The organism is Leptothoe sp. PORK10 BA2, assembly GCF_034932105.1.
Classification (GTDB): domain Bacteria; phylum Cyanobacteriota; class Cyanobacteriia; order Phormidesmidales; family Phormidesmidaceae; genus Leptothoe.
The window spans coordinates 1-21,627 of record NZ_JAYGIG010000154.1; the positions used below are offsets into that span (position 1 = coordinate 1).

17 protein-coding genes are annotated in these 21,627 nt (G+C 49.6%); 5 read left to right on the forward strand and 12 right to left on the reverse strand.

The window, feature by feature from the left end; genetic code table 11:
- Nucleotides 1–250 (forward strand): transposase (locus VB741_RS24080; protein ID WP_323367767.1); only part of this gene is annotated, 250 nt, incomplete at its 5' end.
- A 39-nt stretch (nucleotides 251–289) separates the two neighbouring features.
- On the opposite strand, the gene VB741_RS24085 is transcribed toward VB741_RS24080, so the two are convergent.
- The 9 genes from VB741_RS24085 to VB741_RS24125 form a co-directional block, all read right to left on the reverse strand.
- The gene (locus VB741_RS24085) at nucleotides 290–1,486 is read right to left on the reverse strand and encodes a histidine phosphatase family protein (protein ID WP_323367768.1); all 1,197 of its coding nucleotides are present in this window, start codon (nucleotides 1,484–1,486) and stop codon (nucleotides 290–292) included.
- Nucleotides 1,487–1,504: 18 nt separating this feature from the next.
- Nucleotides 1,505–2,689, reverse strand: a complete 1,185-nt coding sequence (locus VB741_RS24090) for a glycosyltransferase family 2 protein (protein WP_323367769.1) — start codon at nucleotides 2,687–2,689, stop codon at nucleotides 1,505–1,507.
- 40 nt (nucleotides 2,690–2,729) lie between these two features.
- Nucleotides 2,730–3,695: an aldo/keto reductase gene (locus tag VB741_RS24095; RefSeq protein WP_323367770.1), complete on the reverse strand. Its 966-nt coding sequence runs from the start codon at nucleotides 3,693–3,695 to the stop codon at nucleotides 2,730–2,732.
- Nucleotides 3,696–3,886: 191 nt separating this feature from the next.
- The gene (locus VB741_RS24100; RefSeq protein WP_323367771.1) at nucleotides 3,887–5,101 is read right to left on the reverse strand and encodes a glycosyltransferase family 2 protein; all 1,215 of its coding nucleotides are present in this window, start codon (nucleotides 5,099–5,101) and stop codon (nucleotides 3,887–3,889) included.
- 43 nt (nucleotides 5,102–5,144) lie between these two features.
- Nucleotides 5,145–7,013 carry an ABC transporter ATP-binding protein gene (locus tag VB741_RS24105; protein ID WP_323367772.1) on the reverse strand — a complete coding sequence of 623 codons (1,869 nt, stop codon included), beginning with the start codon at nucleotides 7,011–7,013 and terminating at the stop codon, nucleotides 5,145–5,147.
- Complete coding sequence (locus VB741_RS24110) at nucleotides 7,010–8,323, reverse strand: glycosyltransferase (RefSeq protein ID WP_323367773.1); 1,314 nt, start codon at nucleotides 8,321–8,323, stop codon at nucleotides 7,010–7,012. The genes VB741_RS24105 and VB741_RS24110 overlap by 4 nt, the downstream gene beginning before the upstream one ends.
- A gap of 49 nt (nucleotides 8,324–8,372) precedes the next feature.
- Nucleotides 8,373–9,542 (reverse strand): glycosyltransferase family protein, encoded by a 1,170-nt coding sequence (locus VB741_RS24115; protein WP_323367774.1) that lies wholly within the window; start codon nucleotides 9,540–9,542, stop codon nucleotides 8,373–8,375.
- Between the two features lie 86 nt (nucleotides 9,543–9,628).
- Complete coding sequence (locus VB741_RS24120; protein WP_323367775.1) at nucleotides 9,629–10,846, reverse strand: glycosyltransferase family protein; 1,218 nt, start codon at nucleotides 10,844–10,846, stop codon at nucleotides 9,629–9,631.
- Nucleotides 10,847–10,898: 52 nt separating this feature from the next.
- On the reverse strand, nucleotides 10,899–12,230 hold the full coding sequence (locus VB741_RS24125; RefSeq protein WP_323367776.1) for a glycosyltransferase family protein: 1,332 nt from the start codon (nucleotides 12,228–12,230) through the stop codon (nucleotides 10,899–10,901).
- Nucleotides 12,231–12,534: 304 nt separating this feature from the next.
- Between VB741_RS24125 and VB741_RS24130 the strand changes: the two genes are divergently transcribed.
- Nucleotides 12,535–13,905 carry a HAMP domain-containing sensor histidine kinase gene (locus VB741_RS24130; protein WP_323367777.1) on the forward strand — a complete coding sequence of 457 codons (1,371 nt, stop codon included), beginning with the start codon at nucleotides 12,535–12,537 and terminating at the stop codon, nucleotides 13,903–13,905.
- Here VB741_RS24130 and VB741_RS24135 read toward each other — a convergent pair.
- The 3 genes from VB741_RS24135 to VB741_RS24145 form a co-directional block, all read right to left on the reverse strand.
- On the reverse strand, nucleotides 13,835–14,215 hold the full coding sequence (locus VB741_RS24135) for a response regulator transcription factor (RefSeq protein WP_323367778.1): 381 nt from the start codon (nucleotides 14,213–14,215) through the stop codon (nucleotides 13,835–13,837). The two genes, VB741_RS24130 and VB741_RS24135, sit on opposite strands and share 71 nt — an antisense overlap.
- Before the next feature lie 87 nt (nucleotides 14,216–14,302).
- A complete protein-coding gene (locus VB741_RS24140; protein ID WP_323367779.1) occupies nucleotides 14,303–14,980 on the reverse strand; it encodes a response regulator transcription factor in 678 nt (225 codons plus the stop codon).
- 580 nt (nucleotides 14,981–15,560) lie between these two features.
- A complete protein-coding gene (locus tag VB741_RS24145) occupies nucleotides 15,561–16,022 on the reverse strand; it encodes a hypothetical protein (RefSeq protein WP_323367780.1) in 462 nt (153 codons plus the stop codon).
- A gap of 848 nt (nucleotides 16,023–16,870) precedes the next feature.
- Between VB741_RS24145 and VB741_RS24150 the strand changes: the two genes are divergently transcribed.
- The 3 genes from VB741_RS24150 to VB741_RS24160 all read left to right on the forward strand — a co-directional run bounded on the left by VB741_RS24150 (nucleotide 16,871) and on the right by VB741_RS24160 (nucleotide 21,529).
- A complete protein-coding gene (locus tag VB741_RS24150) occupies nucleotides 16,871–17,206 on the forward strand; it encodes a hypothetical protein (RefSeq protein WP_323367781.1) in 336 nt (111 codons plus the stop codon).
- A 1,274-nt stretch (nucleotides 17,207–18,480) separates the two neighbouring features.
- The gene (locus VB741_RS24155) at nucleotides 18,481–20,415 is read left to right on the forward strand and encodes a primary-amine oxidase (RefSeq protein ID WP_323367782.1); all 1,935 of its coding nucleotides are present in this window, start codon (nucleotides 18,481–18,483) and stop codon (nucleotides 20,413–20,415) included.
- 106 nt (nucleotides 20,416–20,521) lie between these two features.
- Complete coding sequence (locus tag VB741_RS24160) at nucleotides 20,522–21,529, forward strand: APC family permease (RefSeq protein WP_323367783.1); 1,008 nt, start codon at nucleotides 20,522–20,524, stop codon at nucleotides 21,527–21,529.
- Nucleotides 21,530–21,627 lie beyond the last annotated feature (98 nt).

A 21,627-nucleotide genomic window follows, 5' to 3' on the forward strand; every position in this document is an offset into this window, starting at 1 on the left:
AGCCAAACGGCGATTTGGTCTCGGGCGGGTCATGGCCAAACTGGCCCAAACCGCCGAAACCATGATTGCTATCACCTTCTTGGTGATGAATTTAGAGCAACGGCTACGCCGTTTTATTTTTTGGTTGCTGCGCTGCTGGGTACACCTGGAACACTCGGCTATCCAGCCCTGGTTGCAAGAGACACATCACACCTGGGAGCCCATCGCTAATGCATTAATCAAATGCGACAACTTGTGTTTGACAGATTGAGCGCACGGATTCTATCCTGATTGAGTTTTTCAGCAAACCCTAGGTATTGATAGCCTGAACCACTGGGCGATGATCATGAGGGAAGTGAATAACGCTGAAATATCCCTGCTGAAGGATAATGCGATCGCTATCTTCCAAGCGTCCCCCTAGTGTTTGCATAATAAGCTGCTGGATACTGGTACGAGGCGCAAGCACTAGGGCCGTCATCAGTCCGTCGATAGCACGGCAAGAGGAAGATTGATAAGAGCGTTTCAAGTTCTCTTGCCATGTCTGAAGAAAATCAGCTTTTTGCGTCCCTAGAGAAAAAATTCTAGGAGAATGCTCAGTTAATCGGCCAAGCCACGCCTGCCCTCCATCCGCTGATAAGCCGTCTGCCGACAAACAGAAATCTATCGGTGTCGCCCTTAGTCTATCTGTTAAACGATCGCCGCCACTGGTGGTGACATCATCGTTAACAAGCAGCAGTCGCATTCCCTGCTTATTTACCTTGAGCTTGGGGAGAGTTTCTCCTATCGCTGCCGTTTGGTTGAGCTGGTGTAGCTGAACGCTCTGTTCAGAAAGGGCGGCTTCGGGAAATGGTGCAGAAAATGTCAGCTCACTGACACCGCAGTTGGACTGTTGTAGGCTATGGTGATAGGCTGGTGATATGCCTAGTGCGGTGCTCAAAAGGGCGTGAATAGTGCCACTATGGCTAACAATGAGAATCGTCTTTCCGGCATGGCGCGGCAGCATTTCAGTCCAAAATTGACGAGCATTCCGATAGAGATCTTGTACCGGGAAATATGTTTTGGTTTCGACTGCAATACTGCCGCCTTCAGGCGGTTGTAAGCTTACCGGCAGCTTGAATTCGTGGGGGTGTTGCTGCCAACAGTGATACTGGCTGGCGAACTGTTGTTTTACATAGCTATAGGTGAGTCCTTCCCAAATAGAGAGAGAAATTTCTTTGAGGTCGTGGCTAGTGATGATGGTTGGGAGCTGACTCTGTACGGTATAGCCAGAAGTCATGGCTTGGGAAATCTCGTGAGCGGTCTGCTGTACTCGACGCAGTGGGCTGGTGTAGATGAGGTCAATGGGCGTATCGACAGAGCGTTCCTTGAGATATTGACCCAACAGGCGAGCGGTTTCTATGCCGGTTTGTGTCAAGACGGATTCATTGGAGCTTCCTTGATATCGACCTTGATCGTTGAATGAGCTACGTCCGTGTCGGACGAGAATGACTCGGGTAGTTTTTGGCATGGAGTATAGAGGCTAGGTTTAGCTTTGTTGAACCGTTTGAAGGGTTTTGCGAACAGTCTCTAGGGGTATAGGCTGCGATGTGTCGGGATTTCTTTTGACATAGTGGTTGTAAAAGAAGTGGTTTACTTTTCGCTCTATAGTGCTCAGTAGTTTTTCGAGGCGATCGCTTCCTCGGCCAAAGGTTAGCTGATTGACAATGGGATTCACCAACAGCTCGCGGCGGCGGCTACCCAGCTTGAGATAGCGCTTTTTGAAGTACTTGTCTTCAGAGAGATCCCACTTTTGGCGAAGATGGTTGAGGCTAGCCAGATCCCAGGCGTCGCTCCACCGCATCATAAAATAGGGCAGATCGTAGATCTTGAAGTCGGGTAGCTTGAGTTCGCCAAACCATTCCACCAGCCCTACTTTGTTGTTGTCAATGCCGACGGTATCGGTGGTGACAACCGCGGTGCGATCGCTATAAATTTTTTCGCCTGCCTCAGTCACCATAAAGCAAAAGTCAATATGCTCTCGGGTCGCCATCATGCCTTCATCGAGCAGTCCACCTATTTTTTGAAAAGGCGCTGTTTTGAACAGATCTGTGCGGGCTAGCAAGCAGTGAAACTCCACGTAGTCGCACTGCTTGCGGCGAAGTTCTTCAGGCACCTGGACAACTGGTTTACCGGTTAAATAGGCAGACTGTTTGATCCTTCGACGGGGTTTTCCGTTCTTCATATCGGTTTGGATATAAGAGCGACCGCCTGCATTGTGGATCACCTGATGCAGGGGCTGACCGATGCAGGTTAGCGGGCCGACAACTGCCGCATTCTCTTCCTCAGCGCAGGCGACCATCCGAGTGAGCCAACCTTTTTTCACAACCACATCGTTTTCGACAAACACCACGTAGTCGCTATCGTTTTTTTCTAGCACGTAGCGGAGTCCTACGTTTCTGGCCTGATTGGGAGAAATGTACTGGGCAGTGCGGATGACCTGAAACGATTCTTCTTTCGCTTTTTGGTTGATGTAGTTGGCAACAGGCTTTGGTGAGCACACGTCTACAAATACTAGATCAAAAGGGTAGTCGGTGTTTTGATAGATGCTTTCTAAGCAGGCTTCTGTATAGCTGAAGCGCTCTCTTGGCCCGATTACCAGCGTCACCTTCGGTCTTGTTGCTGTTTGATCAGTGAGCTGAGTTTCACTTGCAAGAGCATGGGTTGTGGTCATGATTTTTTTCTCCAGGTTTTGTAGGGTTCGCTTTTACTGATTAGGCGATCGCAAGCTCTGTTTTATCGGATTGGGTGGATTGAACCAGCTGCTCTCTTTGTTCGGCAGATAGTAGCTGCTGACCGGCTTTGGCATTGATGGCGGCTTGCTCAGGAGAGGTGGCACCTGCGATCGCAACTGGCGCAATCGGGTGTGAAATGACAAAGCGCAGAGCAGCAGTGACCATCTCTTCACCCGGTGTTAGCTCAGCTTTAAGATTTTCTACCTTGGCCATCTTGCGGGCGAGCTTTGTTTTCGACTTATCGTTTTTGTACCACTCAGCTCTTACCGTATCGGTAAAGACTGTTTCTGAAGAGTATTTTCCTGAAAGCAGTCCCTTGTGCAACGGGCCTCGCATCAGCACGGCAATATTATTTTCCTGACAGTAGGGTAGAAACTCTTTATCAGGGCTACGGTTAAGGAGAGAGTAATCGGTTTCAACTACGCTACAGGTGCCATTCTTATTAAACAGCTCAAGTACTTCTAGGCGATCTGTAGAGATGCCGTAGGCCCCGATGAGTCCTTGCTGCTTAAGCATCTCGAACCCTTCCAAATAGGTATCGGTCATTTGCGGATCGTTTAGCTTCCCTTCATGGCAAAGCATCACGTCTATATAGTCTGTTCTGAGCCGATACAAAGAGGCATGGACGCACAGTCTGACCATATCTGTGGTGGTCATCGGCACCATTTGGCCTGTACGACGCCCCCATCGACCAATTTTGCTAACGATATGAACCTTGTCTCGTAATCCTTTTAACGCTTTGCCTAGCCGTTCTTCCGAGAGTCCTGACGGGATACCGTAAGACTCAGCCGTGTCGAGTAGGTTAATGCCTTGTTCTATTGCACTGTGAACAGTCGCGATCGCAAGTTCCTCATCAATCTCGCCCCATTGATTGCCAATGTTCCAAGTGCCTAAGCCAATGGCAGATGCTTTGATACCTGTGTTGCCTAGTTCGCGATAAAGCATGATGTAATGGTCTCCTAAAAGATGAATGATAAAAGATAGATTCTGGTGAGGTTCACTGGGGTATCAATTTAAGCCGGGAAATCCTGACTGGGTGGGGAGTCAGGGGTCAGAAGCCAGAAGCCAGTGAGGCCCTGATTCCTGACTCTGAATACTATCCTTTGGAAAACGTCCCGCTTTAAGTTGATACCCGTTCACTGAGAGAGCGATGCCGAAGCATCAATTCTCGGCCAGGTCAAAGTGTCTAACTCAGCGTGAATATGCGATTCAGAATTGGTGGAAAACCGTTTAGCCGACTGTCTTTTGTTAGCGGTTATTTTTTCAGGAAATGATGGCTGAGGATAGTCTGAAACTAGCGGCGCATCGCGACTATCTAGCAGCTTTTGGTGCTGCCCAGACAGGTAGCGATTAAACAGCTTTTCGATGCTGACCAATCGCTTCTCTAACCACGTTTTAGCGGGATCGCTCAGAAACGAAAACTGGGCTACGAGGGGTTTGATCAGCTCTTTGTGACGTCTTTGGCCTAGTTTCTTGTAACGTTTTTGAAAGTACTTACTATCTGCTAAGTTCCATTTCTTCTGAAAATGCTTGAGGCTAGCCCGCTCCCACTCGTCGCTCCAGCGTAGCATGAAATAAGGTAGATCGGAGAGTTCCATCGTTGGCGCGGGCGGATGCGTCAAAAAAGTGACGATGGACGCAGGCTCTAAGTAAATGAGCTCACCCAGGCGAGTGGCGGTCATACAAAAATCCAAGTACTCTTTGGTGCAGCAGAAGCCTTCGTCTAATAGGCCAATGCGATTGAATAGGTCGGTACGCACCAGCATGGCGTGAAACTCAATAAAGCCAACGGTTTTACGCTGGAGTTGGTCTTTAACCTCAGCAATCGGACAGTCTTGGAAATAAGTCTTCTCCTCGATGGTCCATTGGCCAGCGTTCGTTAGCGTTCCTTTGGGGCCATTTTCGCCTCGGGCAAACATGGCGTATTGGCTCGGTTCCATATAGTCGCCGCCTACGCAGTGAACAATGGTATGAATGGGCTCATATTGGCAAACTAAGGAGCCTACGACGGCTGCGCCAGTTTCTTGGCTGCATGTCATCAGGGCACTTAGCCAGCCTGGGGCAAATACAATGTCGTTGTCTACAAAGACGACGTAAGGGGTTTTGACCCGTCGTAGCCCTGCGTTTCTGGCCTGATTAGGTGAGAGGTAGTAGGGCGATCGCACCCGCTCAAATCCTTTCTCGGCTGACTGCTGTTCTAAATAGCGCTGGATATGCTCAGGCGAGTTGTTGTCTATATAGATGAGATGAAAGGGGTGCTGGGTATTTTTGTATAGGCTTTCCAATGATTTTTGAGTGAACTGAAATCGTTCTCTGGGAACAACGATGATGGTGACCTGAGGTTGGGACATGAGTGTGTTCTCCTAATTTATTGCTCCAGCTTGTCTGTTCTGGCTAAATTTTGCTTGACTGAGCCATGATGCTGTTATAAGCGAAAGCTGTGGATGAGATCGCACTCTGTAACTGATACAAAGCCGCATAGTGCCGACCTTGCTGCATCAGCGCTGAGTGAGTGCCCCGCTCTAAAATTTGACCATTTTCAACGTAGAAAATTTGATCGAAGTCTTTAGATGCGCGCAAATCGTGGGTAATTAAAAATGTTGTAGCGCCTTTGGTGAGTCGTTTCAGAGCTTCGTTAACGGTCTTTTCGCTCTTGTTGTCTAGCCCGACAGTAGGCTCATCCAAAATCACAATGCGAGCTTTGCGAACGGCGGCCCGTGCGATCGCAATTCGCTGTCGCTGCCCGCCCGAAAGCGTCGAACCCCGCTCACTCATTAGCGTATCGTAGCCCTTGGGCAGCTTCATAATAAAGTCGTGGGCATTGGCCAGTTTTGCGGCCTGCTCAATCTCTTCATCCGTTGCGCCTATTGTGCCATAAGCGATGTTTTCGCGTACGGTTGTACCAAACAAAACACTGTCTTGCAATACGATGCTAATCTGTTGGCGTAACGAATCTATTTGATAGTCGCGAATATCTCGTCTGTCAATAGAAACCTTTCCTTGAATAGGATCATATAGCCGCAGTAGTAAGCTTACCAATGTAGATTTTCCACCGCCGGATGGTCCCACAAACGCCACCCTCTCCCCAGCTTTTGCCTCAAAACTCACATCGGTTAAAACCATACTGTTGGAGTCGTAGGCAAAGTAGACGTTGTCAAAGCGGACATTGCCGTGAAAGGGAGCGGCTTTAAGGGCGTTAGGTTTGTTCCGCACCTCAGGCACCATATCGAACAAATCGAGAATTCTCTCTCCGGATGCGGTCGCTTTTGATATTTTGGCGGCTTCTTTGGCCAGATCGCGGGTGGGCTTGAAGGCTGTCTTAAGATAGGTGATAAAGACGAGCAAATCGCCGGGGGTGGCGCTGCCCTGCTGAACAATCACTGCTCCTCGCCACAGCACCAAGGCAGTTGCGATCGCTACTAAAATCTCTGCTGTTCGCTGTAGGCCTGCTGATAGCTGCTGAGTATAAGCGCTATCTTCTAAGCTTTGTCGATTATCCTGTTCAAATATCTTCTCTAGTCTGCCTTCTAGCGACAGCGCCTGCACCACCTTAATAGCACCGATGGCCTCGGCGGCTGTTGCTGCCATCGCACTTTCACTCCGCCGCTGCTGCCGGGAGATTTTTTTGATCCGCCGGGTCATGTTAATACTAGAGATAATAAATAGCGGAAACACGGCTAAAGAAATTAGGGCCAGCTCCCAATCGATCCAAAACATGACGCCCACCATGCTAACCAGCGTCAGCGTATCGACCACCAGCGGTAGCGTGGCATCTACTGTGGTGCTCCGCAGCGTATCGACATCGCTGGTAATGCGAGTGATGATGTCACCGCTTTTTGACTGGTGGTGAAAAGAGAGGGAGAGTCGCTGGATATGGGTATAGAGGTCGGCGCGAACCTCGGTGATGATCCGGCTAGCGGCGATCGAAAGGCCCACTAGGCTGACGTAGGCTGAGAGGGCGCGCAGTATGGAGGTCGCAATAATAGAGAATGCTAAAACCATTAGCAACGTATTCATCTCCATATCTCGCAAAAGCGGCCAGTCTAGCTCGGCGCTATGGGCATCGGGAAGGAGCACAAAGTCAAAAATGAGCTTTAGGGGCCAGGGCGCTATGAGCCGAGAAAACACCTTAGTGATCAGTGCGAGTCCGGCCAGTATCAGTAATCCTTTCTGTTGTTTAATCTGCGGCCAAAATCGCTGTACAATCCGCTGTAAGCTAGGGATTGCCTGTTTCAAATTTTTGGGTTGGGTGCGTTTAATCATCGTGATAAAACCTGCTGTGAAACATCTACCAGAGGCACCTGATTGACTAAAGGCTGATTGACTAAAGGCTGATTGGCTGAAAGCTGGTTAGCTGAAGGCTGGTTGACTGAAAATGTATGATCGGCCAGTGCTGTCTCATACACGCGCTTCCAGTTTTGTTGCTCAATGGCGGGGGCGAACTGACTGAGTGCTTTTTGTCTGGCGGCGATGCCTAGCTGCGATCGCAAGTCAGACTGAATCATCAACCACCGCAGCGCATCGGTTAAGTTTTCCGTATCACCGGGACGAACAAGGAGGCCATCACCTCCATCTTCAATAATCTCACCAATGGCATCTACGTTGCTGCCGACAATGGCTTTGGCCGCTAACATCGCTTCTAGCATGGCGTTAGGGCAGCCGTCACGAAGCGACGGAATCGCAAAAATATCCATGTAGGGGAGGTATGCGAGCGCCTCCTGACGGCTGATCTTCCCCGTGATCACCACGCGATCGGCAAACCCACTCTGTTCTAAGGTCTGTTCCCAATAGTTCCGTTCTTTTTCAGCAAAGTCACCAACTAATAGTAGGGTCATTTGCTCGGCGATCTTCTCCTTTCTAAGCGTCTGGCAAGCATCAAATAAATGCTCCAGTCCTTTTTTATCTCTAAAGCTACCAACCGATCCGATCACGGTACCTTGAAGCTGATGGGCCAATGCCGGCTCTGGCAACTCATCAAAGTCAATCGGCATAATGGAATTCCAAAACGCAGCAGATTTATTTTCAATCTCAGGTGCGATGATTCGAGCGCGATGCATCAAATCTTGGCTGACGAAGGTTGTTTGGGTGGAATGTGTCAACGTCCAAGCAACCTGACTGAACTGCGCGGGATTGAAGATATGTTTGTTTAAATCTGCGCCGCGTATGCTGTTGATCACTGGCAGTCCAATTTCGTGGCCGAGCAGCGTGGTTACAAAGCCCATTTCATTGATAAAAAAGGCATGGAGAAGATCAAACTTATAGGTTTGATGCAGCGTTCTGAGCTGGCTATGCAGGTCGCAGAGATAGTCTTGCGCTTTAGCCTGAATGGATCGCACAGCGGGCTTTAGCCGATGAACAGTCACTCCATTTTGCTGCGTCGTGTGGCAAGTAGAGCGGCGAAATTCTCCAGCAGCGGCCATGGCGGTCTCTTCTCGGAAGACGGCTCGGAAGACGGCTACGTGAACATCGTAGCCAAGCTCAATCAGCATGTTGGCAATACGACTAACCGATTCACCAACGCCACCGACGTCAGGGGGAAATTCCAGGCTTGTGATACAGACTTTTGTCTTCATGATTTGCAAAAAAATATGAGATAGAAAACTGATTAAAGGTAGAAAATGTTTACACCGCTTGAGTGAGCAGGGCTTCTACTGACAGCAGCTTTTGAATGTAGTTGGCTGTATTGTCAGCGCCCTGCAAGTTAATCTGATGAGCTGTAAAAGACTGCCGCTCTAAAGTGGCTTGGATGATCTGTGTCAGGGTTTCAGGTGCTAATTCTTCTGGCGTGAGTAAGTCCACTACGCCCAAGTTGGCTAGCTTTTCGGCTCGGAGACGCTGTTCATCTGTTTGGCTGAGGTTGGGAGAGGGGAAAATGAGCGATGGCACCCCCGTTCTCAGCAGATTCATCGTTGTGTTGTACCCACCGAGGCTCACCGACAAATCGGCCTTTTTCAAATAGTTTAGCAGCAGAGACGTATACCGCCGTAGCGTTACATTAGGCCGCCCTGCCGCTGCCTGTTGCAGCTGAGCAAAATCTGCATCGGGCATAAACGGCCCTGCAAATACATAAATATGATGAGGTAACACATTACCCAATCGCGGACTTGCAGCGATGATTGCGCTCAGCAATGGGTAGCCATGCCTGCCGCCACCAGCACTAGCCACAATGCTAGGCAAGGGATTACTGAGCCCTGCAATGTCATCCGGGGTAGGTGACTGCTCAGCAGGGGCCGACTGAGCAACATACCCTGTATAAAAAATCTCACAGTTGAGATCGCTGACGCGCGAAAAACAATCTTCTAATCGCTGAAAGCCCGCATCAGAATGAAACAACACCGCATCGTAAAAGCGATTAATCAGCCGACAAACCTTGGCTTCTCTGCGTTCTTTGGCCCCGGCAAAGAGCGGCTGAGTCATGATCAGATCCCTCAGGCTGCACAGTATTTTGACCGGCCGGGCTGACTCTTTGGCCCGCTTGAGCAAAGGGTTTAGCTCGTACTTCATACTCATCTTACTAAAGGGAAAACACTCAGTAATGAGGCAGTCCGGCTGAAACCGGTCAAACACGGCCAGCAGCAATTCTGTCCGCTGCGCCTTGACCACTGCTAACGATAAAGTGGGATCGACCGGCAGTAAATCTGCTCCTTGCTGCCAGATTGCGGGCAAGTAGACAACCTCAGCTTCAGGCGGTAGCTGAAAGCCAGGAACTGCCTGCCCGCCACTCACAAAACAAACTTCAAACTCTTTAACCAGGCTGCTAATGATCTCTTTGCAACGAACTAAGTGACCCATTCCTGCCAAATGCTGGCAGTAAATCATAATTTTCTTCATTTTGTTTCCTAGGGATTGTCTTGTGGATTTTTTGAATGTGTTGCCCGCTATGCAGCCCTTGACGCTGTGGTCCGCCTTTTCGATAAGCTCCCTGCGTCTAGCTTGCCTTCTAGCAAGGCTTTGATGGACTGGACAGTTTTAGTCACCCCGTTCAAGTCAAATTCAATCTGACTGGGCGTATGCTGAAGGTGTTCTGTCACTGCTGCTGCAAAGCGCTCTGGCTGCAAATCTTCTGGCTGTATTCTACGGACTTTACCCAATTGCGAGAGCCGCTCAACTCTCATGGTCTGTTCTTGGTCGTCGTTGCCCGTGAAAGGCAACATCAAAGCCCTCACCCCGGTTGTCAAAATGTTCATCGTGGTATTGTAGCCAGACATGCTAATAGAAAGCTCGGCTCGTTGCATGTAAGAGAGTAGCGTCGGCGTGTAGCGGCGAATATACAGATTGCGGCAATCTTTAGCGGCATTTTTTAGCGCCCAAAATTTGTCATCAGGCATAAAGGGGCCGGTAAATATCTGAATGCGATGAGGAATTTTTGACTCCAAAATTGCAGCCGCTTGAATTACGCAATCTAGCAGTTCGTGACCAAACCGACCGCCGCCGATGCTCACCAAAATCAGCGGCTCTTTTTTACCCAGAGCAATAGCATCAGCGATTGTGTGCTGGTTGTTCTCATGTTGTTGGACAACGTAGCCAGTGTAGCGCACATCGCAGTTCAAATCATCTACTCTAGAGAAGCTATCTTCTAACGGATGCAGCTCAGGGTCGCCGTGGATGAGTAGCTGATCAAAATACTGATTGATGAGGCGAACGATTTTGGCTTCGTGACGCGCCTGATCCTTTTTTGTCACCACAATATCGCGCAAGCTAGAAACCACTTTTGCGTTCTGAGCTTTGGCGGCTTCTATCAGGGGAATTAGCTCAAATGAAAACCGCCGTCTGCCAAAGGGAAAAAGCTCAATCACCAGCACATCGGGTCGAAAGCTGTGCAATATGTCTAAAAGTTTCTGCCGTCGGATGTCTTGCGTTTCTTCTATGGTGAGGGTCGAATTAACAGGAATGAGGGCGCGAAACTCGGTGTCGGTTTTGATGGCAGGTAGATTGATCACCTGCACCCCGGGCGGAGCCTGGAATCCTTGCACCACTTCGCCACCATTGATAAAGCACACTTCAAAGTCAGCAGTGAGCCCGCGCACAATTTCCATGCTGCGAATGAGATGGCCCATGCCTAGAATGTGCTGACAGTAAAACATGATCTTCTGCATAGTAGTAACCTTTGATAAGTGAGTCTTGGGATTTAGAACAGCGTAGGTGGTGCTAGGCTGGTAAGCAGAGCGGCGACAAAAAAGGGACAGACTGCCTCATGGGAGAGACTATTGCTGTTAGAGATTCTGTAATTTTAGAAAGTCCGTCTAAGGCAATTTTTTCCGTTTTTATTAGCTCTGATGCTGCATCATCTGTGGGTAGAGTGGGTGCAGAAACCGTTGAACTGTCGAACTGCGCTTGCACGGCTTGAATGAGTGTAAGCGGTGTCAGTGCATCTGGATGGACCATTGTTATCCAACCCTTTGCAGCAAAGCGAGCAGCACGGATAAGCTGTTCTTGAGAGGGCTTGCTGCGAGGCACCACAACGGCCCGCTTGCCCAGGGTCAGAATTTCGGTGAGGGTGTTGTACCCGCCCATTGAAACAACAGCGTCTGCCGCGTCTATATACGCTAGTAAGTCGCTGGTGAAGCACTGAAAAATTACGCTAGGGCATTGCTGAGCCAGGGCTTGAAGCTTTAATTGTTGGTCAACTGGCATCTCAGGGCCGCATAGTATGAGGCTGTGAAAAGGCACAGTGCCGGGAAAGGTCTCATCGCGGTTAGCGCCCGCTGGCTGAATCGCCTGAATGCCCTGAAGATATCTATCGATCAGCGCGTAGCCATCTTCGCCACCACCGGGTGTGACCAATACGAGCCGATCTGTTGTCTTTAAGCCCAGTTGCGCCTTTAAATCAGGGCGATCGCGCTGCTCCATCCGCTTGCGAATATAGCCGCAGTAGCTGATCTTGCTGGCAATGGGCAGCGGCAGATGATATTCTTGAACCAGGTCAAACACGCTTTGGGTGCCTGCAACCAGCACCTGATCGTAATAGTTGATAATCGTGGGATAGTAGCCAAGTCGACCCCAATCTTCTATCGTTTTTTGAGGCGCATCTAGGATGTCGCGCAGCAACAATACCCGCCTACTCTTTGGCAGATGCTGCTTTAGATAATGCAGGGTTGAGGCGAGTTCGCCTTTGAGTCCCGTTGGCTTTTTATCCACCAGCAGGAGATCGGGCTTGAAGTGCATAGCGGCTGATGCAATGATTTGCGATCGCAGCGCCACAGTCTCTTCAATCGAGGTGCCTAAATACTTTGCCTTTAGCTCACCCGAGACGCCTCTGTTGAGGCAGGGTAGCTTGATATAGTCTAGTCCTTTTGGCAGGCGAAACTCATGTATCATCGGCGAACCAGACACCAGTAGTATCGATAGCCTAGGCCAGCAGCTTAGCAAATGCTCGCAAATGGCGAGCATTCGTCTCAGGTTGCCCAGGCCAAATGTATCGTGAGAGTACACCATCAGCCTGGCAGCAGCGCTTAATTTGGTAACAGGTATAGTAGTCATGTCTTCGAGCGTCCTCAGGCGGCAGTCAATTAATCGAGCTTGCTTGTTATTAACATCGCAACTTGGTATAAAGGACCTATGAACTTTTCGTGAGAACATTTTCATTAAAGAACTTTCAGGCTTAAATCTACGCCCTGTAAGATGGTGTATAAGATAGCTAGAAAGGCAATTTGATCGATAATCACCCGCTTGTTAGCTTATGTTGACGCGACTCATCCAAGAAACTCGAACGCGCATCCTGTTGATATACGCGCTATCAATTCTGCTACTTACAGGTCTATCTATTCCAATTTTTAGATATCTATTGTTTTCCGCCATCAATCAGCGCGTTACAGAAGATCTGGAAGAAGAGGAGGAGGCATTCTTAGATGCCTATGCTGACTGGGAAGACGAACGAAACGAATCAGAAGACCCTACAGCGGAACTGAAAGATTTTATTGATAATTTTGTAAAGACTATTCGTCCAGAAGATGACAACTTTCAAATTTTTATAATTGACAACGAGCTATACCGCTCCGAGCCTTTGTATCTCTTACCGCCATTGCGCCCCGACACTGAGCTGTTCAAGCGTTGGCAAAGCGTAGCAGCCCCTATCCAAAATGAGCTAAAGAGCGATGACCCTAAGATCGGCAGCATCATGTACATAGCTTCGCCGATTTTGTTAGATGGTGAGCAAAAAGGTGTTTTTATCGCGGCGCATAGCGCAGCGGGCGAACGTACGGAGGCCCTGGCGGGCGTTTATTTGTTTGCCCAAATGATGGGTGTGGGTGCATTGATAGCGTTATTTCTAGCTTGGCTCGCCACCGGTAGACTGCTGGCTCCCATTACTGATCTAACGCGAACCGCGATGGCCATTAGCGACTCCGATCTCACCCAGCGTTTACCAGCCCAAAAAACCGACGGCGAGTTAGCTGCCCTAACGAACACCTTCAATGCCATGATGGATCGGATTCAATCCTCGTTCGACTCTCAGCGCAGCTTTATTGATGATGCTGGACACGAACTCCGTACGCCGATCACGATCATTCAAGGTCACCTAGAGCTGCTCGACGACGATCCTCAAGATCGCCGGGAAACTATCGAACTGGTCATGGATGAGCTTGATCGTATGGGACGACTGGTCAACGATATGCTGCTACTAGCCAAGTTGGAAAGACCTAATTTTTTACAGCTAGAAGTCATTGAAATGTACCCGTTTTTGCAAGAGGTGTTTGCAAAGGCAACGGCGTTGGCAGAGCGTCACTGGGTGCTCAATGCACAGGAGTCTATAGAGGCACCTGTGAGGATGGTGGGCGATCGCCAAAAGCTAACGGGCGCATTGCTCAACTTGCTCAGAAACGCAACCCAATATACTCAACCCTCAGACACTATTGAGCTAGGCTATCGCGTTGAGAACTCGGCCAAAGGCCCACGGATCCAGCTTTGGGTGCGTGACACGGGCGAAGGCATTAGCCGCGCCGATCAGTCGCGCATTTTTGCCCGGTTTAGTCGCGGGTCACAGCCCCGTCGGTCGGAAGGAGCAGGCTTAGGGCTCGCTATTGTGAGCGCCATAGTCGCCGCCCATGGGGGCCGCGTCGGCGTCGTCAGCGAGCCCAAGCGAGGCTCTACTTTCCAGATGTGGGTGCCGATGGATCTGCCTGAATTAAGTTCTGTACCGATTCCAGCAGCATCTTAAATCGAAAGGGCTTTTGTAAAAAATCATTTGCCTTAGCCGCGAGCACAGCCTGACTAACATCGTTGAGCGCCGTCATGACGATAACAGGGGGAGTATCACCGCGCTCGCGCAGTTCCCGCAGCACTGTCCAACCGTCTTTTACCGGCAATCCCAAATCGAGCAAAACAGCATCGTAATGCTTATCCTCTAAGGCTACGAGCGCCTGTGCCCCATCGTTTACCACCGTCGGTATATATCCATGTTTTCTAAATCCTTTTGCCACAAAAGCGGCGAGATGTATCTCATCTTCAACAATCAAAATCTGGTACATAATCAGCGTTTAACTAACCAGAGAAAGAAATGGGTCAGCACCATAAATACTTTAACCTGTAGTACTTAAACTAACGTGAGAGAATTCTCATTTTCGTAGTCGGTACCCTGCTCCCCGTACGGTCTCAATTAGATCACTGCCCAGCTTTTTACGTAAGTACCCCACATACACATCCACAATGTTAGAGCCTGGGTTATAGTCGTATCCCCAAACCCGATCCAGTAGCTGTTCGCGGCTGAGCACCTGCCCAGGATGGCGGAAAAACGTTTCTGCCAAAATAAACTCTCGGGCCGGTAAATCAACTATTTGGTTGCCTACGTGCGCCCTACGGGTGTGTAAATTGAGTTCTATATTGGCGACGCGTAGACTTTTTTCATCTGCTGTTGTGCCAACAGTCGGACTGGCAGATTGTTTTAAGCGGAGGCGCACCCTAGCCAATAGCTCTTCAAACCGGAAGGGTTTAGTCACGTAGTCGTCTGCGCCGCCTTCTAAGCCCGTCACTTTGTCATCAATGTCGTCTCTAGCAGTCAAGATAATAATCGGTAAGGTTACCCCTTGTCCCCGCAGCTCTGAAACTACCTCATGACCGTCCTTGTCTGGTAGGCCCAAATCGAGAATGAGCAAATCGAAGTTAGCCTCGAGTATCTGTGTGATTGCCTCATTTGCATTCTGGGCAACCGTGGTGATAAATCCATGAGCACTGAACCCTTTCTGAATGAAAGAGGCAATGCGCGGCTCATCTTCTGCTATTAAAATTTTATACACGAGCCTGCATAGACAATAACGCTACCTAATTATAGATGCATCATAGATTTCTACGGCTTTTTGTCAACTGATAGAGGATAGTCATCCATTCAAAGGGAACCAACTTAAAACGGGACGTTTTCCCAAGGATAGCATTCAAGAGTCAGGGATCAGGACCTCACTGGCTTCTGGCTTCTGGCCTCTGATTCCCCACCCAGCCAGGATTTCCCGGCTTAAGTTGATGCTTTGTTTGTGCGATCGCAGCTCCATTCCAGCTGAGTATCGTAACTTTCTAACGCAGCAATCTACTTAGCGGCATGATCGCCGCTGCTATCCTAGACTTATGAATGGTACTAACTAGGCCCTGGCAATCGCTGGGGCTTTTTGCTGTCTGCCGTTGCCTGGGGGCATGAGCGTTTGCGTCACTAATCATGAAATTATGACACTCACCCAAAAAAAAGCCCCCACCCTATCGGCAGAGGCTTGAGTTGTGTGTAGAGGAGTCTGAGTAGAAAAGGGTGCCCTGCGAATGAAGCTTTCACAGATTACGGAGTCTGCATCGGGCACCCAAACTTGGTTATCCCGAATGCGATCCGCTCTGTTAGCGGACGACGGACTTAGTGCGAGCATCCAGAGCATCGAGACGAGCTTCTTGGATGTTGTCTACAGCTTTGGTCCGAGCATCCAATGCATTCAACCGCTCAGCTTGAATATTCTCAACGGCTTTGGTCTGACTATTGAGGTGTTCAATGCGTAGCTTATGAACGTCATTCTTAGTCCGAGCATCCAGGGCGTTTAGGCGCTCAGCCTGGATATTTTCGACAGCCTTAGTGCGGGCATCAAGGGCCTCTAGCCGAGTAGCTTGGATATCTTCGATGGCTTTGGTCTGGTTGTTCAGGTGCTCGATGCGTAGCTTGTGGACGTCGTTCTTGGTGCGGGCGTCCAGGGCTTCTAGGCGAGTGGACTGAATATTGAAGCTAGCGGGCTCAACGGCGGAGGCGATGGGGGCCAGGGCAGCGGAAGCAACGAGGACGGTTAAGGCGGAAAGGATAGTGCGTTTCATGGTTAAAGCTCCTTGGTGAATCGGTGAAGTGTGTTTACTTGCTTCATTGATTACAAGAATGCAGCAGCTACCTGAACGTCATCTGACTAGTAACTGAGGGTTGCTTAAGGGGTTTCTGAGATTGACTGAGGAATTGTGGTGATGGGGATCACAGGGGTGGTTGGGAAAACGTCCCGCTTTGAGTTGGTACCCCGTGATCGATTACTGCAGGCCTAATAAGAAGCCCCCACGGGCGCTAAGGCTCCTGGGGGCTTCGGTTTAGATATAAAGGGTGCCTAAATGAATTTAGGTCAGTAAGACAGGAGTCTGCCTACTTAGATATAGGGTTCGAGATAGAGAGTTATGCAATAACGTCTTTGCCTACGAGTTCACTGTAGTCCGCAGACGTGACATATCACCCCTCTACAGAATAAGCCCATGCTCTTTTTACACAACTATCAAGTTTCCTTGGTTTGTGTCTGAGATCACTGTGGAGTGAGCTGATGGGGTATTTACTGAAGGATTCTGAAGCTGTACCCGATGGGGTGTCGCGTTGGGCGACTGGTTTAGCGACGATTTAAAACACAACAGCACCCAGAACGATCTACCTGAGGAATTTCTCTACATTTAACAAGACTCTCTAGAGTTGTTCCACGAAGACATACCCCGCTAAAAACAAAGCTCTCTAGTGCAAGTAAGAAGAAATATCAGTGACCTGATTGGGTGCTGGTATTGAATGGGAAAACGATGGAATGGAGATATCTATCGTTCACCTCCTTTGTTGTGGTCATAAGCTTTTCAGCTCATGTATACATCATATTTCTAGAAGGGTTAATATGTCTCCTCTCTGACATAAACGGTAATGTTGTTTGTTTTTGTTACAGGTCAGTGACGTGGGTCTATGGGGGACGGTGGTTTATGACACTGCTCAGGTTGATGCCATGCTTTTAGACTCAGATCGTTCCATCGTAGGTTCAAAACCGATGCGCCGACCGAAACAGCTGATTGCTAGTCAAGTGGTAGCCCCGTTGCCTAGTTCGCAGAATGCGACGGGCAAGCTGAAGTACTTTCGACCTCTGCCGTATCATGTGACGCTGAGTCAGGCGGCCCGGCTTGAGGCGTGGACGCAGGATGTAGATGAGGTGGGTAGTGTATCGGAAGCGGAGGATAGTGGTGATTTTGATCCGAGGTTGATGGAATGGTAGTGAGGTTGCGATCTGGAAATCCTGGCTAGGTGGGGAGTCAGAGGCCAGAAGCCAGTGAGGCCCTGATTCCTGACTCCTGACTTCGGAATACTATCCTTGGGAAAACGTCCCGCTTTGAGTTGGTACCCCGTGATCGAGTACTGCGGGCCTAATAAGAAGCCCCCAAGGGCGCTAAGGCTCCTGGGGGCTTCGGTTTAGATATAAAGGGTGCCTAAATGAATTTAGGTCAGTAAGACAGGCGTCTGTCTACTTAGATATAGGGTTCGAGATATAGGGTTCGATATAGGGAGTTATGCCATAACGTCTTTGCCTACGAGTTCACTGTAGTTCGCAGACGTGACATATCAACCCCTGTACAGAATAAGCCCATACTCTGTTTACACAACTATCAAGTTTCCTTGGTTTGTGTCTGAGATCACTGTGGAGTGAGCTGATGGGGTATTTACTGAAGGATTCTGAAGTTGTGCTCGATGGGGTGTCGCGTTGGGCGACTGGTTTAGCGACGATTTAAAACACAACAGCACCCAGAACGATCTACCTGAGGAATTTCTCTACATTTAACGAGACTCTTTAGAGTTGTTCCGCGAAGACATACTCCCCCGCTAAAAACAAAGCTCTCTAGTGCAAGCAAGAAGAAATATCAGTGACCTGATTGGGTGCTAGTGCTGAATTGGGAAACGATGGAGTGGAGATATCTATCGTTCACCTCCTTTGTTGTGGTCATGGGCTTTTCAGCTCATGTATACATCATATTCCTAGAGGGGTTAATATGTCTCCTCTCTGACATAAACGGTAATGTTGTTTGTTTTTATTACGGGCCAGTGATGTGGGTCTATGCTTCAAAACCGATGCACCGACCGAAACAGCTGATTGCTAGCCAAGTGGTAGCCCCGTTGCCTAGATCGCAAAATGCGACGGGCAAGCTGAAGTACGTTCGACCTCTGCCACACCATGAATATTTACCACGGACAAGCAATACAACTGTGACCTTTCGGCTTCCTATAATATTGCCGCTCGTGGAATCATTAACCTCACTGGCAGAAATGGCCGTGAGGAAAGATCTGGCAAAAGTTCTAGGCGTTCACCCATCAGCTAGGGTGTTCTGTGGGATCTACGGGCAGAGATGCCTGCATCCTAACGGAAGACATTCCCACATTTCAAAGGTGGGGGAGCTTAATGCTTAGGCTGAGTTAATTGCGCAACGGACATCTACGCTACACAATACCTATCTAGGATAATGCCAATATCCTCAATAAACGCTAGCGGACATTTATATGCAGACCCCTTTGATTCAGCACCCTTTGGAGCCGCTGACCAGTCAAGAAATCAGCGCAGCCGTTGAGATTGTGCGTACCCAAAAGTCCGTGGGCGAACAATTCCGATTTCCCTGTGTGACCCTGAACGAACCTCCAAAATCCGTAGTCCTGGCTTTTCAACTTGGTGATTCTGTCCCCCGAGAAGCCTTTATGATTTTGCTGGATAACGCCACAGGGAAGACTTACGAAGCGGTCGTTAGCCTGACTCAGGGGGTCGTAGTTTCATGGCAGCATATCCCTGGAGTTCAGCCCAATATTATGGCCGATGAACTCGCAGAGTGCGAAATTGTCGTCAAGGACCATCCTGACTTTAGGGCTGCGATCGCACGTCGGGGCATTACGGATTTGGCACTGGTCGTCGTTGATCCTTGGGCGATCGGCAACTTTGGATTTAAATCGGAAGAAGGCATCCGACTCTCTCGCTGTCTGTGCTACCTCCGCTCCGTTGCCGATGGCAACTTCTATGCACGACCGATTGATGGTCTAGTGCCCGTCGTGGACCTCAATAAAATGGAGGTTTTACAGATTGAGGATGTCGGCAACATCTCGGTTCCGCCGGAGTCGGGAGAATATGCTCACTCCTTTACGCCTAAGTTTCGCGAGGACATTAAGCCCCTGCACATTACCCAGCCCGCAGGCCCCAGCTTTGAAATTAAGGGGCATCAGGTGTGCTGGCAAAAGTGGCAGTTTCGGATTGGGTTTACGCCGCGTGAGGGCGTGGTCCTCTATACGGTCGGCTATGAAGACGAGGGCCATGATGGTCAAAGTAATCTGCGCTCCATTCTCTATCGCGCTTCGATGTCAGAGATGGTGGTGCCCTATGGTGACCCCAGGTCACAACATTTTCGCAAAAACGCCTTTGACCTCGGCGAACATGGGATTGGGATGTTGACCAACCCACTCAAATTGGGTTGCGACTGCGTGGGCGAGATCTATTACTTTGATGCCGCCCTAACCAATAGTCGTGGCGATGTGTCGATCATTGAAAATGCGATTTGCTTACATGAAGAAGACTATGGCATTCTCTGGAAGCATACGGATTGGCGGCTGGACGAAGTAGAGGTGAGGCGATCGCGCCGCTTGGTGGTTTCCTTCATCGCCACGGTGGATAACTACGAATACGGCTTCTTTTGGTACTTCTATCAAGATGGCACCCTGCAATACGAAATCAAGCTCACCGGCATATTATTGTGCGCTGCCCTTGCCGACACCCCTAAATATGGCACCCTCGTTGCACCTGAATTAAATGCGCTCAATCACCAGCATTTTTTCAATATGCGTCTCGACTTTGATCTCGATGGCCTGAACAATTCGGTGTATGAGGTGAATACAGAAGCAGAACCCCTCGGCCCAGACAATCCCTATGGGAATGGATTTTTTGCCGCCTCTACCCTGCTGCCCACCGAACAAGCGGCCCAGCGCACCATCGATCCCTTCACCGCTCGGTACTGGAAGGTTACGAACCCGACGGTACTCAATGCGTTGGGGCAGCCGGTTGGCTTTAAGCTCATTCCCGGTGACAATGCTCTGCCCTTTGCCCATCCCGATGCGCCCATCTTAAAACGGGCGGGGTTTATGACCAAACATCTCTGGGTGACGCCCTACCAAGCCGATCAGCGCTATGCCGCCGGGAATTATCCCAACCAACATGCCGGTGGGGAAGGACTGCCCCAATGGACTCAGGAGGATCGCTCGATCGAAAACACCGATGTGGTGGTTTGGTACACCTTTGGTCATCATCATATTCCGCGCCCAGAAGACTGGCCGGTGATGCCTGTCGCCTACTCTGGATTTACCTTGAAACCAGTGGGCTTCTTCACTGCCAATCCGGCGATGGATGTGCCGCCCTCGACTCGAACCGCCCAATGTCATGAAACCAAGACAAAGTCGTAAAAGATCGGTTATTTTCGGGATTGCACAATACAGTAATGCAAATTTCTTTGCCCTAATACTTTTGCATTAGGAAGCATTGGTGCTTCTATTACGGAGCTTTGAAATTATGTCCACCAGCTTAAAGCAGAATGCCTTATCGATCGTCGATACGATCACCTTAGCTGTTGCTGGTACAGCACCGTCCTATTCTCTTAATGCCACCACAGCCGCCTTGATTGGCGCTGTCGGATTAGCCTCGCCAGGAGCCTTGCTCTACGGGGCAATTCCCATGTTTGGCATCTCATTCGCGTTTAAGTATTTGAACGAGTGGCGGGCCGATGCCGGGACGTCCTATGCTTGGGTCGGTCGGTCCATCAACCCTTACCTGGGGTTTCTCTCTGCTTGGACTTTTTTGACCCTCAGTACTGCTTTTATGGTGGCAGCAGCTCTGCCGGTGGGTGTGATCACCTTAGCGTGGGTGGCTCCCCAATTCCAAGATAATGTGCTGGCTTCTGCGATTGTGGGCGGCATGTGGTTTGCGGCAGTGGCTACGCTGACGATTTTAGGGGTGCATTTGGCGGCTAGCTTCCAAAAGGTGATGACGAGCATTGAAGCGATCGCACTCATCATCTTAGCGATCGCAGCCTTTATTAAATTTTCGGCGGCACCGCAAAATCCCTTCTCCCTAAGCTGGTTTTCGCCCTTCGCATTTGGCAATTTCCCCACCTTTATGGCAGGGATGTTGGTGGCGGTGTTCTACTTCTTTGGCTGGGATGTTTCGTCCAACGTGGCGGAAGAGACTGAAAACGCTAATTCAGCCCCCGGCAATAGCGGCATCATTGGCATGATTGGCATTGTCATTTTGTTCATGCTGATCCAGGTGACGGTGCAAATGGGCATGACTGCAGAGATGGTAGAAGCAGACGGGGCTAATTTACTGGCGGCCTTTGGCGATTTAATTTTGCCCCGTCCCTGGGGACAGATTGCGGTGCTGGCGGTATTGCTCAGTACGGTAGGCACCATTGAAACCCAGATGACCCAGTGTGCTAGAACCCTATTTTCGATGGGTCGCGATCGCGTTATCCACGAAAAATTTGCTGAGATTCACCGTAACTACTCAGGCTTAAAAAATTAGAGAGTTTTCCCAGGTTACAGAGATTATCAGCTAGCGTAATCCAAATATAGGAATTGGTAACCTCCTTGAGCAAGCCCAAGGGTCGCATCAAACTCAGT

Excerpts from the sequence above, each read along its gene's own strand:
- VB741_RS24085 (WP_323367768.1), bottom strand. The coding sequence starts at position 1,486 with ATGCCAAAAACTACCCGAGTCATTCTCGTCCGACACGGACGTAGCTCA.
- VB741_RS24090 (WP_323367769.1), bottom strand. The coding sequence starts at position 2,689 with ATGACCACAACCCATGCTCTTGCAAGTGAAACTCAGCTCACTGATCAA.
- VB741_RS24095 (WP_323367770.1), bottom strand. The coding sequence starts at position 3,695 with ATGCTTTATCGCGAACTAGGCAACACAGGTATCAAAGCATCTGCCATT.
- VB741_RS24100 (WP_323367771.1), bottom strand. The coding sequence starts at position 5,101 with ATGTCCCAACCTCAGGTCACCATCATCGTTGTTCCCAGAGAACGATTT.
- VB741_RS24105 (WP_323367772.1), bottom strand. The coding sequence starts at position 7,013 with ATGATTAAACGCACCCAACCCAAAAATTTGAAACAGGCAATCCCTAGC.
- VB741_RS24110 (WP_323367773.1), bottom strand. The coding sequence starts at position 8,323 with ATGAAGACAAAAGTCTGTATCACAAGCCTGGAATTTCCCCCTGACGTC.
- VB741_RS24115 (WP_323367774.1), bottom strand. The coding sequence starts at position 9,542 with ATGGGTCACTTAGTTCGTTGCAAAGAGATCATTAGCAGCCTGGTTAAA.
- VB741_RS24120 (WP_323367775.1), bottom strand. The coding sequence starts at position 10,846 with ATGCAGAAGATCATGTTTTACTGTCAGCACATTCTAGGCATGGGCCAT.
- VB741_RS24125 (WP_323367776.1), bottom strand. The coding sequence starts at position 12,230 with ATGACTACTATACCTGTTACCAAATTAAGCGCTGCTGCCAGGCTGATG.
- VB741_RS24135 (WP_323367778.1), bottom strand. The coding sequence starts at position 14,215 with ATGTACCAGATTTTGATTGTTGAAGATGAGATACATCTCGCCGCTTTT.
- VB741_RS24145 (WP_323367780.1), bottom strand. The coding sequence starts at position 16,022 with ATGAAACGCACTATCCTTTCCGCCTTAACCGTCCTCGTTGCTTCCGCT.
- VB741_RS24155 (WP_323367782.1), top strand. The coding sequence starts at position 18,481 with ATGCAGACCCCTTTGATTCAGCACCCTTTGGAGCCGCTGACCAGTCAA.
- VB741_RS24160 (WP_323367783.1), top strand. The coding sequence starts at position 20,522 with ATGTCCACCAGCTTAAAGCAGAATGCCTTATCGATCGTCGATACGATC.